This window comes from Streptomyces sp. enrichment culture (assembly GCF_964273255.1).
In the GTDB taxonomy this organism is placed as follows: Bacteria; Actinomycetota; Actinomycetes; order Streptomycetales; family Streptomycetaceae; genus Streptomyces.
This window is the reverse complement of sequence record NZ_OZ186835.1, coordinates 3,432,214-3,444,478: the sequence shown is the minus strand read 5'-3', so window position 1 is coordinate 3,444,478 and position 12,265 is coordinate 3,432,214. Positions and strand designations below refer to the sequence as shown.

Below are 12,265 nucleotides of genomic sequence, written 5' to 3'. Positions count from 1 at the left end.
GGTGTCCCTCTTCGACCCGCGTGGACTGCCCAACCGGGCCCTGCTGGTGGGCGTGTCCGCATACGACCGCACGGATCCGCCGCACGGCGTGTCCGGTGACCTGCCCGCCGTGGAGCACAGCGTGACCCGCATGCGGGAGGTGCTCGCCCGGGGGCGGCTGTTCACGGACGACGAGATCGAGGTCGCCCGTTCGCCGACCCTGGACGCGTTCGGACAGCTGCTCATCGAGGCCGCGCAGGAGGCCGAGGGGGTGCTGCTCTTCTACTTCGCGGGGCACGGCGCCATCCCGAGCGCGGGGGACGAGCTGTTCCTGCAGATGCGCAACGCGCGCGTCGTCGCCGGGGGGCACGCGGTGTTCCCCGGGGCGGAGATGTTCACCACCGTGCTGACGGTGCTGGCGACCAGCCGGGCCCGGCGGATCGTGGTGATCCTGGACTGCTGCTTCGCGGGGAACGCGGCCTGGGTGTGGGAGACCTTCCACGACAAGCGGCGCGTGCTGCTGCTGATGAGCGTGCAGGCCAACCACCGTATCGACGCGGGCGACCCGGGGACGCCGACGCCCTGCACCGCCGCCCTGGCCGACCTCCTCGACGAGCCGGGCGAGGCGGGTTTCCGGGACGTGTCCGAACGGCTGCGGGAGCGGATGAGCGCCGGCCGGCACCGCACCGTGCGCGACGAGCGGTGGGAGCCGCAGTGGCGCGCGGAGCCGGACGTGGACGTACTGCTGGTGGCGGGGACGACGCCGCCGACCGGCACTCCGTCCCCCGGCACTCCGCCCGACGACCCGTCGTCCCCCGCCCCGCCCGACGGCCCGCCGTCCACCCCGCCGGACGGTCCGCCACCCCTCACACCGTCGGACGGTCCGCCGTTCACCCCGCCCGACGACCCGCCGTCCACCACCCCGCCCGACGGCCCGCCGTCCACCCCGTCGGACGGTCTGTCGTCCACCACCCCGCCCGACGGTCCGCCGCCCCCTGCCCCGCCGGACGGTCCGTCGCCCGGCGATCCGCCGGACGGCCCGCTCCGGGGCGGGACGCACGCGTCGCCCGGCCCGGGGGAGCGGAGCCCGGGGCGGATCGCCGCCCGTCTCGCCGCCGCGCTCCGCGCGGGGCGCGCCCGGGTGCTCGCGTGGCTCGCCCCGGCGCCCCTCGGTGCGCCCGGCGGGCGGGGCATCGGCAGGCTGGTGCTCGCCGCGGTGCTGGGGGCGGTGCTGCTCGGCGCGGGCGGGTACGGCCTGTTCCGGCTCGTCGCCGCCGACGACGCCCTCTGCGCGCCGCCGGTGGAACTGCGGGTGCTGACCGGCCCGGACCTGGAGCCCACTCTCCGGACCGCCGCCGACGCGTTCGTCGCCTCCGCCGACAACACCGCCGGCGACGGCTGCCGGCGCGCGGGCGTCACCGTGCACAGCGCGGGCGCCGCCGACGTGGTGGACGCGCTGAGCCGCCAGTCCGGCCTGTGGCAGGAGCCCCGCGACGAGGACACCAACCCGCAGCGCGACATCGGTCCGCAGCCCGACGTGTGGATCCCCGCCTCCGGCGCCGACGTCGCCCGGGTCGTGGACGGTCAGGACACCGACGCGGTCGCCGCGCTGGAGACGGTCGGCGAACCGCTCGCCTACTCGCCCGTGGTGCTGGCCGTGCCGCAGCACGCCGCCGGTGAGGCCCAGACCGAGCGCACCGGGAGGACGCTGACCGAGATGATCGAGGAGCTGACCGGCCGTGAGGAGGACGCCGCCGTGCGGCGCCCGGACCCGGAGTTCTCCGCCGTCGGCCTGCTCGCCACCGTCGGCCTCTACGGCGAGGACGCCCGGGCCGCCGACCGGGGTGAGCGGATGGTCGCCCAGCCCGGACCGCCGTCCCCGACGGCCGGGGAACTGCTGTGCACGCTCCCGGACGACAAGGTGACCGACAACCGCACCTCCGCCCTCGTCCCGGAGTTCCTGCTGCTCAGCGGGGTCGACTGCGACAGCAACACGCGCACGCCCCGCATGGCGCAGTACCCGCAGGACGTGCCCGGGATGGAGCCGGCGTTCGTCCGGGTCCGCTGGCGCGGCGGCGACCGGGACGCCGCGACGCGGGACGCGGCGGCCGAGGCGTTCCGGGCCTGGCTGGCCGGGCCGCAGGGCCGCGCCGTGTTCGCCCTGGCGGGCTTCAGGGACCCGGACACCCGGATGCCGCTCGACGAGAGACGTCCGTGGGACGGCGTGCTGCACGCGCCGAGCCCGCTGCACGAGTCGGCGGGACAGCGCGCCATGGAGCGGGCGCTGGCCGAGTACCGGGAGGCGGGCGGCCCCGGCCGGGTGCTGTACCTGCTGGACAGCTCGGGCTCGATGGGCCGGCTGTGGGAGGGGCCGAGCGGGGGCCCCGGTCTGCTGCGGCAGTCGCTGGGCGGGCTCGGCGGCCGGGACGTGTACGGCGTGTGGGGCGTGGCCGGGGACGGCGACGAGCCCTACCGGACGGTGCTGCCGCTCGCCGCGCACCGGCGGGCCGACGCCGAACGGACCATCGGGCTCCGGGCCGAGGTCCAGGACGCGGAGGCGGACCCGCACGCGGCGCTGCTCGCCGCGTTCGACGTGATGGAACGTCTCGGCGACGACGGACGGCCGCAGCTCATCGTGCACATCACCGACGGGGAGGACCACGACCGGCTGACCGGGGCACGGCTGCGCGAGGTGCTCGACCGGGCGGAGACCGCGGGGGTGCCGGTGACGGTGGTGTCCCTGCAGAACGCGGGCTGCGACGCGGACCGGCCGGACCGGCGGATCGCCGAGGCGAGCGGCGGACGCTGCCTGGACGCGGCGGACGACCTGGGGCCAGCCCTCCAGGACGAGGTCGCGCGGACCGGAACGGGGGACGGCTGATGCTCCGACGGCTCGCGGCGCTCTCGGCGGCGCTGCTGATGGCGGCCGCCTGCACGGCCGGCGGGGACGGCGGCCGGCCCCCGTCCGTGCCCTCCGCCGACGACGTGCCCGGCACCATCGTCGTCGCCAGCGGGCGCGACGTCACCGGCAAGAACGGCATCCGCCAGCAGCTCATCGACGCCTGGAACAAGGAGCAGCGGCGCGCCGGTTCCGAGTACCGGGCGCGTCTGGTGGAGCTGCCCGGCAGCGCCGACGAACAGCGCAGCCAGCTGCTCGGCGCCCTCCAGTCGGGCAGCGCCGCCTACGACGTGGTCAACCTGGACGTGACGTGGGTGCCGGAGTTCGCCGCCGCCGGGCTGGTCCGCCGGCTGCCCGAGGGGCTGGTGGACGGGGACGTCGTCGAGTCGGTGGCGGGGACGGCCCGGTGGGACGGCGACGTGTACGCGGTGCCGTTCAACAGCGACGTGGGGCTGCTGTACTACCGGCGCGACTACCTGGAACGGGCCGGGGTGCGGCGCGTCGACCTGACGTCCTGGGCCGGGGTCCGGGACCTCGTGGAGACCCTCGACAGCCGCCTCGACGAGCCGGCCTACGACAAGGGCTGGACCACCCAGCTCGCCGCGTACGAGGGGCGCACGGTCAACGCGGTGGAGGCGTTCGCGTCGGCGGTGGAGGACTTCTCCCTGGTCGACGGGGAGGGCCGCTACACCGGCACCGTGGAGGACCTGGCCGACGGCATCGAGGAGCTGAGCCGGCGCACCGGGCGGCCGTACACGCTGGCCGACGCCGTGCAGTCCGACGAGGCGGCCTCCCTGAGCGACTTCGCCGAGGGCCGGACCGCCTTCCTGCGGCACTGGCCCTACGTCTACCCGGCGCTGCACCGGACGTTCACCGAGGAGCAGCTCGGGGTGGCCCCGCTGCCCGGCCGGGCGGTGCTCGGCGGGCAGAACCTGGCGGTGACCTCGTCGTCGCCGCGGGCGCGCAGCGCGACCGACCTGATCCGGTTCCTCACCGGCCGGGAGAGCGAACGCTGCCTGCTGGACGCCGGGTTCGCGGCGACCCGTGTCTCGGCCTACCGGGACGGGGTGCGCTGCACCACGGCCACCGTCCCGTCCGCCCCGGCCACGCCCTCGGCGTCCCCCGCCGGGGAGGGCGCCGACCCGGTGCCGCGCGATGCCGGGGGGCGGCCCGCGTACGCCCGGGAGATCCTGCTGGACGCCCTGCGCAAGGCGGTGCAGCGGCCGAGGACACCGCTGTACGGGGCGTTCACCCAGACGTTCACGGCCCAGCTGGGCCCGCTGCTCGGCGACGACCCGCCCGACGGGGACGAACTCGCCGCCCGCCTCGACCGGGCCCTGCGCGAGGCGCTGTCGGACTGAGCCGGGCCGGTCCGGGGCCCCGCCCGTGTCGCGGGGCGGCGGGCCGCGCACGGGGAGGGAGGGCTGAGACGCGGGTGCTGAGGCAGGGGTGGGGCCACGGACGTACGTACGGGGGCGCCGCCGGGATCGGCGGCGGCGGGGGCGGGCAGCCTTCAGGGGGAACGCACGCACCCCCCGCGGAAGCGTCCTAGCGGACCGCGGCCTCCACCGGGGCGGTGGTGTGCTGGTCCGGGTCCGGCTGGGCGGTGTCGGAGGTGGGGCCGGTGACCGATGCCAGGAGGAGCGCGGCGACGGCGGCGACGGCCGCGGCGACGCCACGGGCGTACCGCTCGACGGTGCGGGTGTGTGCCTGCACGGCGACCTCACTACAGCGATGGGGTAACCATGGTTAATCCGGCGTTTAACCTAGAGCCTGTCGGACTCGAACGGCAAGAGCCACAAGGAGAGTTGGGCGTGGGGGAGCGGGACGATCCGGGCACCATCGGACGCCGGGTGCAGCAGTTGCGCACGGCGCGCGGCCTGACCCAGAAGCAGCTGGCGGAGCCGGTGTACACCCCCGCCTACATCTCCACCCTGGAGTCCGGCCGGGTCCGGCCCTCCGACGACGCCCTGCGCCATCTCGCCGGCCGGCTGGGCGTCACCTTCGACGAACTGGCCACCGGCCGCCCGGCCCGGCTCGTCACCGAGCTGCGGCTCGGCCTGACGGAGGCGCAGCGCGTCCTGGCCGCCGGGGAGACCGGGCCGGCCGTGGAGCAGTTCACCGCGCTGCTGGCCTCCGCGGAGGCCCACCACCTGGCCGAGGAGCAGGCCGCCGCACTGCTCGGGCTCGGGGAGTGCGCGCTGGAGACCGGTGACCTCGTCCCCGGCCGGGAGTTCTTCGAGCGGGCCGAGGCGTGCCTGGCCGATGCCCCGCTGCCCGCCCGGGTGCCCGCCCTGCGCGGCCGGGCCGTCGCCCACTACCTGGCGGGCGAACTGCGCTACGCCGTCTACCTGCTGGAGTCCACCCTCGACGAGCTGAACCGCGGCGGCCTCCACGACCCGGACGCGCTGCTGCTGCTCTACGCCAGCGCCATCGGCCCCTACATGGACATGGGGGCGCACGCCCGGGCCGCGCAGGCGGCGGAGTTCGCGCTGGCGCTGGCGCCGCGCTCCGGGGATCCCGCGCTGGTGGCGCGCATGCACCGGTCGGTCGCCCGCACCCTGCTCGCCGAGGGCCGGCTCGCCGAGGCCGACGCCTCGCTGGCCAAGGCGGCCGAGCTGTACCGCGGGCTGCACCTGCGCACCGAACTCGCCAACTGCCACTGGATGCGCGGCTACGTCTGCGCGCAGAACGGCGAACTGGAGCGGGCGGAGGCGGAACTGCGCGAGGCGCTGCGCATGCTGTCGGCCCGCCGCGCCTCGCTGTACAGCTGCCAGGTCACCGTGGAACTGGCCGACGTCCTGCACCGGCGCGGCTCCTCCGACGAGGCCGCGGACCTCCTGCGGGACGTGCTCGGCGGCCTGTCCCCCGAGCGCGGCGCCGTCCACGCGGCGGCGGCGCACCGCCTGCTCGGCATCATCGCGGAGGACGCGCGCGACACCGAGCGGGCCGAGGAGCACTACGTGCGGGCCATGAGCCTGCTGGAGCGGGCGGGCGCGGTCGGTGACCTGGCCGACCTGTGCCGTCTCCTGGGGGACCTGTTCCGGCGCGGCGGGCGCGTCGAGGCCGCCCTCGACGCCTACCGCACGGGCCTGGGGCACCGCACGGCGCCCGGCACCACGACCCTCGGCCCGGCGCCCGCCCAGCCGACGCTCTGATCACGATGCGGACTCGAACATTCCGCATCGTGTTTCGGTGCGGAGGCGTCGGGTAGTCGGGCCTCGTTTCGGCCGGCTCAGGCCACATCACGAGCGAAGGAGGCGGTGCCGCCGTGCGGTCCGGGGACGACCCTGGTGGCGGCTCCCTGCCGGGCCGCCCCGACGGGCCGGACCCCGCCGGGTACGAGCGGGCCGCCGAGGCGATCGCCGCGGGCGTGCGCGGAGCCGGGCCCGAGGAGGTCCCGGGACGGCTGTGCGCCGTCGTCGTGGGGCTGCTGCCGGTCGACGGCGCCAGCGCGTCCCTGCGCACCGAGGACATGCCGGTCCCCCTCGGCGCCAGCAGCTCCCGGGCCGCTCACCTGGCGCAGCTCCAGGCCACGCTCGGGGACGGGCCCTGCCAGTGGGTGCTGCGGACCGGAGAGCCGGTCCTCGCCGCCGACCTGGAGTCCGTCCGCAGCAGGAACCGCTGGCCCGTCTTCGCCCAGCAGGCCGTCGCGGCCGGGGTACGGGCCGTCCACGCCCTGCCCCTGGGCAGCGACCGGTTGTGCGTCGGCACCCTCGACCTGTACCGCGGCACCCCCGGCTCCCTCACGGACGGGCAGCTGCGCGTGGCACGCCTCGCGGCCGGGATGATCACGGTCGCGCTGATGGCGCTGCCGCGCGGGGAGGAGGACGAGTACCGGGGCAGCGAACCGTGGCTCAGCGGGCTGGCCGCGGACCACGACACGATCCACCAGGCGGTCGGCATGATCATGGCGCAGCTGGGGCTCGGCGCGGCCGACGCCCTGGCCCGGCTGCGCGGGGACGCCTTCGCCCAGGGCCGCACCGCGCTCGACGTGGCCGGGGACGTGGTGGCGCACCGTCGGCGCTTCGACGCGCCCTGACGCCGCCTCCGCCCACCCCCGGCCGGAGCTGACCGCCGCCCCCTAGGCTCGTCGGTCATGGACATACTCATTCCGATCCTGGCCTGCGCGGTCGTCCTGGCGGCCACGGGCGTCCAGAGCCGCATCGCCCGCACCGACCGACGGCTGGCCCGAGTGGAGCGCAAACTCGACCTGGTCCTCGGCCACTTGGGCCTGCAGGAGGAACTGCCGCGCCGGGAGGAGATCATGGCGCTCGTGCGGGAGGGCAGGACCGTCCAGGCCATCAAGGTCTACCGCGAGGCCACGGGCGCGGATCTGCTGGAGGCCAAGCAGGCCGTCGACCGCCTCGGCTGAACCGGAGTCCGGGGCCGGAACTCCGATCCGTGCCCGGCGCCCGGCGCCCGGCGCCCGTGCCCGGCGTCCGGTGACGGGTGCCTGAGCCGGTACTGTCCCGTGCGCCGCCGGCCCCGGTTCCTCGCGGCGTCGGGATCCGGGCGGTCCCGGCCCCGAGCGCTCCGGCCCGGAGCGGCCCGGCCGTCACACCCGGAGGCGGCCCTGCCGGCGGATCTCCGTGAGCCGTTCCGCCCCCAGCTGGGCCACCGCCTGCGTGATCTCGGACAGCACCTCGCCGGGGCCGCCGTTGGTGAGGGTGATGGTCTCCTCGCCGACCCGCACGGCGGCCAGGTCCAGCGTCAGGTACGTCTCCTCGCCGTCCGGCGTCGCGCCGGAGAGGAAGACCCGCAGCGCCGCCCGGGCGTCCCCGGCCTCGGGCAGCGGCAGTTCCTCGACCCGTACCTCCTGGCGGCCCGCGCCCGCGGACGTCGCCGTGAACCGCTCGCACCGCTGCGGGAGCGAGGCCATCCACGCCAGGGTGCGGTCCACCGCGGCGGACGCGTGCGCGGCCACCTGGTAGCGCAACTGCGCGTCGCGGTAGACGTCGTCGAGGGCCACCGCGGCGCGCGGTCCCGTCGGCTCGCCGAACAGGTCCTCCGTGTACAGGGCGTCGAGGAGCCGGCGGCAGTCGGCGTCCTGCGTCGTGGCCTTCAGCTGCGCGTCCCGCCAGGTCGCGGCACCCCGGGTCGGGATCCACGGCTCCCCCAGGTCCGCCTCCGTGATCAGCGCGGCCCGCACCTGCTCCGCGGTCAGCACGGACGGCGCCGACGAACCGCTGGGGGTCGGCTGTTCGGCCGCCGGGGCGGCGGCCGAGGCCGGCGGGGAGGAGACGGCACGGGGAGCGGCGCCCCCGTCCGAGGAGCAGGCCGTCACCGTCAGCAGGGCGGTCGCCGACGCGGCGGCGACGAGAGCGGCACGGGCGGCGGCGGCCGGGGCACGGGTCATCGGGCTGTCTCCTGGGGGCCGGGCTGTCCGGAGTAGGACACTGCCCCTACGGCACCACCGCCCCGCCACCCCCACCAGCGCGAACGGTCCGTCCGGGTGAGGACCGATGGCCCCGGGACCTCGAGCAGCGTCTCCGCACGGCCCCGCGGACCCCCGGCGGCGTCGCCCCGGCCCGTCCACGCCCCCGGGCAGGGCCCCGCGTAGGGTCACGGACGGGACGCCGCCGCACACCCCCGCGCGGGTGCGCCGGCCCCATGCCAGGAACGGAAGGCCGCCGCGCAGGCACCGGACGGGACGCGGGAGCCGCCCGCCCCGGCCGGGGCACCGGCGCACGGTGAAAGGACCCGCAGTGACCCACGTCCCGCCGCCCACCCCGGTGATCATCGACTGCGACACCGGGGTGGACGACGCCCTGGCGCTGCTGTTCGCGGTGCGCCACCCGGCGATCGACCTGCGCGCGGTGACCTGCGTGGCCGGCAACACCGACGTCGACGGCGTGGTCCGCAACACGCTGACCGTGCTGGAGCAGGCGGGCGCCCCCGACGTCCCGGTCGCCCGGGGCGCCGAACGCCCGCTGATCGAGGCCCCCCGTTCGGCACGCCACGTCCACGGCCACGACGGCATGGGCGACCTCGGCCTGCCCGCGCCGCGCCGCACCCCGGCCGACGTGGACGCGGTGACCCTGCTGCGCCGCGAGATCCTCGCCTCCCCGCGCCCGGTCACCCTGGTGCCGACCGCCCCGCTGACCAACATCGCCCTCCTGCTGCGGACCCACCCGGAGGTCGTCCGCAACATCGAGCGGATCGTGTTCATGGGCGGCGCGGCGGGCACCGGCAACGCCTCCCCGGTGGCCGAGTTCAACGTCTGGCACGACCCCGAGGCGGCGGCGATCCTGCTCACCGCCGGGGTGCCGGTCACCATGTACGGACTGGACGTGTTCACCCGGGTCGTGGTCCCGGCGGCGGACGTACGACGGCTGCGCGCGAGCGCGGAGCCGGGCGCCCGGCTGGCCGGCGACCTGCTCGCCCACCGCCCCGCCACGCCCGGCAGCCGGCCCGACGACCCCGCCGAGGACGCGGGCGGCCTCGGCGACGCGGGTGCGCTGTGCGCGGTGGCCGACCCGGAGGGGCTGACCACCTACCGGCTGCCCGTGGAGGTGTCCCTGGCCCCCGGCCCGTCCCGGGGGCAGACCGTCGTGGACCGCCGCCCCCGCGCCGGCGAGACGGAACTCCACGAGGGCACCCGCGAACAGGCCCTGGTCGACGTCGCCCTCGACGTCGACGTCGAGCGGTACGTGCGGCTGTACCTGGCGACGGTGGAGGACGGCGGCCAGGAGGGCACCCCCTAAGGGGCCGGTGACGGCCGGGGCGGGGTGGGCCCGGGGCGGGGTGGGGCGCGGAAATGTTCCGCCCGGCCCGAGTGTTCACTTTTAGGACGTTGTGGACAGATTTCCACTGGTGCCCCGCACGCGACCTGGAGGAGCCCGAGTGACCGACCGTTCCCGCCTGCCCGACACCGCCGCGCCCCGGCCCGCCCGCGACGTCGCCCCCGACCTGTCCTCCCGCAACCCCGACTGGTGGCGGCAGGCGGTCGTCTACCAGGTGTACCCCCGCAGCTTCGCCGACGCGGACGGCGACGGACTGGGCGACCTGCGCGGCATCACCCAGCGCCTCGGCCACCTCGCCGCCCTGGGGGTCGACGCCCTGTGGATGAGCCCGTTCTACCCCTCCGAGCTCGCCGACGGCGGCTACGACGTCGCCGACCCGCGCGACGTCGACCCCCGGCTGGGAACCCTCGACGACTTCGACACCCTGGTCGCCGAGGCCCACCGGCTCGGCCTGAAGGTGATCGTCGACATCGTCCCCAACCACACCTCCCACCAGCACGTCTGGTTCCAGGAGGCGCTGCGGTCCGGCCCCGGCTCGGCGGCCCGCGACCGGTACGTCTTCCGTGACGGCCGGGGGGAGAGCGGTGAGCTCCCGCCCACCGACTGGCAGTCCCTCTTCGGCGGCAGCGCCTGGCAGCGCGTCCCCGACGGGCAGTGGTACCTGCACCTGTTCGCCCCCGAACAGCCGGACCTCAACTGGGACAACCCGGAGGTCCGCGAGGACGCCCTCGCCACCCTGAAGTTCTGGGCCGACCGGGGCGTCGACGGGTTCCGGATCGACGTGGCGCACGCCCTCGTCAAGGACCTGAGCGAGCCGCTGCGCGACCTCGGCGCACCCGAGCTGAGCCGGGAGGAGGCCCTGCACCGGTTCGAACCCGGCACGCACCCCTTCTTCGACCGCGACGAGGTGCACGAGATCTACCGCGACTGGCGCACCCTGTTCGACACGTACTCCCCGCCCCGGGCGGCGGTCGCCGAGGCGTGGATCCCCGACCCCCGGCGCGCCCTCTACGCCCGCCCGGACGAACTGGGCCAGGCGTTCAACTTCGAGTACCTCCAGGCGCCCTGGGACGCGGAGGCCCTGCGCCGGGTCATCACCGACTCGCTCGCGACGGCCCGCACGGTCGGAGCCTCGGCCACCTGGGTCCTCTCCAACCACGACGTGGTCCGCCACGCCTCCCGCCTGATGCTCCCGCCGGGCACGGACGAGAACGCCTGGCTGCTGTCGGGCGGCCACGCCCCCGCCGTCGACCCGGAGGCCGGGCTGCGCCGGGCCCGTGCGGCCACCCAGCTCATGCTGGCGCTGCCGGGCTCCGCGTACGTCTACCAGGGCGAGGAACTCGGCCTGCCCGAGGTCGCCGACCTGCCGACCGAGGTCCTCCAGGACCCGGTCTGGGAACAGACGGGCCGCGTCCGCAAGGGCCGCGACGGCTGCCGGGTCCCGCTGCCGTGGACCCGTACGGGCCCCTCGTTCGGCTTCGGCGCGTCGGGCTCCTGGCTGCCGCAGCCGCCCGGCTTCGCCGCCTACTCCGTCGAGGCCCAGGACGGGGCCGAGGGCTCGACCCTGGAGTTCTACCGGACGGCCCTGCGCCTGCGCCGCAAGCTCGCCGTCGACGAGACCCTGACCTGGGCCGAGGACACCCCGCCCGGCGTCCTGCAGTTCGACCGCTCCGAGGGCTGGCGCTGCGTGGCCAACCTGTCCGGCGAACCCGTCGACCTGCCGGCCGGGGACGTCCTGCTGACCAGCGCGCCCCTGGAGGACGGCCGGCTGGGCCCGGACACCACCGCCTGGCTGAGCCGCTGAGCCAGTGAGCCGCTGAGCCGTTGGGCCCAGCCGGCCCGGCTCCCGCGACGGCGGGTGTACTCCGCGGAGGTCCCGGCCGCCCTCACCCCGGTGGGCGGCCGGGACCGGCGGTCCGCCGGCCTCGAGGGGCGCCCGGCCGGCTCCTCAGGGCACGGCCGAGGGCGGGGGCGGGGACACGGCCGGGTCCGGTTCCACCGGGGCCGGCTGCGGATGGTCGTCGGAGGCCAGCAGCGGAGCCAGATGCCGCTCCGGGCGGAGCAGGGCGTGCGCCGGGACCCGGACGCGCGGCTCCCCCGCCACCCCCGGCAGCGGCACGGGACGCCGGGCGACGAGGTGCCCGGCCCCGCGGTGTCCGCACCGGGCGCACGCCGGCGCGGACGCGGGATCGTACGGGGAGGGGACGACGGTGTTGTCCCGGTGGAAGTACTCCCACTCGTCCCCATGACCGTCCAGATAGCGCTGGACGTCGTAGTCCACGCTCCAGCAGTGCCCGCACGCACCGCAGGAGAACTGCACGCGTTCGACGGCGAGTTCGGTGATCACGAGGAAGCACCTCCTGAGCCCGCGGAGCCTTCTTCCACCTTGCTCCCGTGACCCGCCCCGCCGCCACCGTTCCCGCGCCCCGTTCGCACCACCCGCCCGCACCCTCGCCACGGGCCGCCACGGCGGCCACCCGTACGGTGCAGCATCGCGCGTCACCTGCGGGAACGGCCCGCCAGAATCGCTCCCAGACAGGCCGGCAGGATCCGCGCGGCCCCGGACGTCGCGAACGCGACGACGGCGCACGCGCGACGTCGGCACGAGCACGACGTCCGCAGATGTCCGACAGGGAGCCCG

General features: G+C 76.5%; 10 protein-coding genes. 7 read left to right on the top strand and 3 right to left on the bottom strand.

From position 1 onward, the window contains the following. The first annotated feature begins 1 nt into the window (after position 1). Both ACSU53_RS14790 and ACSU53_RS14785 read left to right on the top strand, forming a co-directional pair. A complete protein-coding gene (locus tag ACSU53_RS14790) occupies positions 2-2,860 on the top strand; it encodes a substrate-binding domain-containing protein (protein WP_437027995.1) in 2,859 nt (952 codons plus the stop codon). After that, the gene (locus tag ACSU53_RS14785) at positions 2,860-4,239 is read left to right on the top strand and encodes an extracellular solute-binding protein (protein WP_437027994.1); all 1,380 of its coding nucleotides are present in this window, start codon (positions 2,860-2,862) and stop codon (positions 4,237-4,239) included. The genes ACSU53_RS14790 and ACSU53_RS14785 overlap by 1 nt, the downstream gene beginning before the upstream one ends. Before the next feature lie 187 nt (positions 4,240-4,426). On the opposite strand, the gene ACSU53_RS14780 is transcribed toward ACSU53_RS14785, so the two are convergent. Beyond that, complete coding sequence (locus ACSU53_RS14780) at positions 4,427-4,594, bottom strand: hypothetical protein (protein WP_437027992.1); 168 nt, start codon at positions 4,592-4,594, stop codon at positions 4,427-4,429. 98 nt (positions 4,595-4,692) lie between these two features. Between ACSU53_RS14780 and ACSU53_RS14775 the strand changes: the two genes are divergently transcribed. From ACSU53_RS14775 to ACSU53_RS14765, 3 genes are all read left to right on the top strand, one after another. Then, on the top strand, positions 4,693-6,036 hold the full coding sequence (locus tag ACSU53_RS14775) for a helix-turn-helix domain-containing protein (RefSeq protein WP_437027990.1): 1,344 nt from the start codon (positions 4,693-4,695) through the stop codon (positions 6,034-6,036). A gap of 113 nt (positions 6,037-6,149) precedes the next feature. After that, complete coding sequence (locus ACSU53_RS14770; protein WP_437027988.1) at positions 6,150-6,920, top strand: GAF and ANTAR domain-containing protein; 771 nt, start codon at positions 6,150-6,152, stop codon at positions 6,918-6,920. A gap of 57 nt (positions 6,921-6,977) precedes the next feature. After that, on the top strand, positions 6,978-7,253 hold the full coding sequence (locus ACSU53_RS14765; RefSeq protein ID WP_437027986.1) for a hypothetical protein: 276 nt from the start codon (positions 6,978-6,980) through the stop codon (positions 7,251-7,253). 183 nt (positions 7,254-7,436) lie between these two features. Here ACSU53_RS14765 and ACSU53_RS14760 read toward each other — a convergent pair whose 3' ends face one another. Further along, the gene (locus ACSU53_RS14760; protein WP_437027984.1) at positions 7,437-8,237 is read right to left on the bottom strand and encodes a hypothetical protein; all 801 of its coding nucleotides are present in this window, start codon (positions 8,235-8,237) and stop codon (positions 7,437-7,439) included. Positions 8,238-8,586: 349 nt separating this feature from the next. Here ACSU53_RS14760 and ACSU53_RS14755 point away from each other — a divergent pair, with 349 nt between their 5' ends. Next, positions 8,587-9,585 carry a nucleoside hydrolase gene (locus ACSU53_RS14755; protein ID WP_437027982.1) on the top strand — a complete coding sequence of 333 codons (999 nt, stop codon included), beginning with the start codon at positions 8,587-8,589 and terminating at the stop codon, positions 9,583-9,585. 139 nt (positions 9,586-9,724) lie between these two features. After that, positions 9,725-11,428, top strand: coding sequence for a glycoside hydrolase family 13 protein (locus tag ACSU53_RS14750; protein WP_437027980.1), 1,704 nt, complete (start codon positions 9,725-9,727; stop codon positions 11,426-11,428). A 144-nt stretch (positions 11,429-11,572) separates the two neighbouring features. Here ACSU53_RS14750 and ACSU53_RS14745 read toward each other — a convergent pair whose 3' ends face one another. Further along, a complete protein-coding gene (locus ACSU53_RS14745) occupies positions 11,573-11,971 on the bottom strand; it encodes a hypothetical protein (protein WP_437027978.1) in 399 nt (132 codons plus the stop codon). Positions 11,972-12,265: the final 294 nt, after the last annotated feature.

Bases quoted from the DNA above. Each gene is read 5' to 3' on its own strand.
- ACSU53_RS14765 (WP_437027986.1), top strand. From the start codon at position 6,978: ATGGACATACTCATTCCGATCCTGGCCTGCGCGGTCGTCCTGGCGGCC.
- ACSU53_RS14785 (WP_437027994.1), top strand. From the start codon at position 2,860: ATGCTCCGACGGCTCGCGGCGCTCTCGGCGGCGCTGCTGATGGCGGCC.
- ACSU53_RS14760 (WP_437027984.1), bottom strand. From the start codon at position 8,237: ATGACCCGTGCCCCGGCCGCCGCCGCCCGTGCCGCTCTCGTCGCCGCC.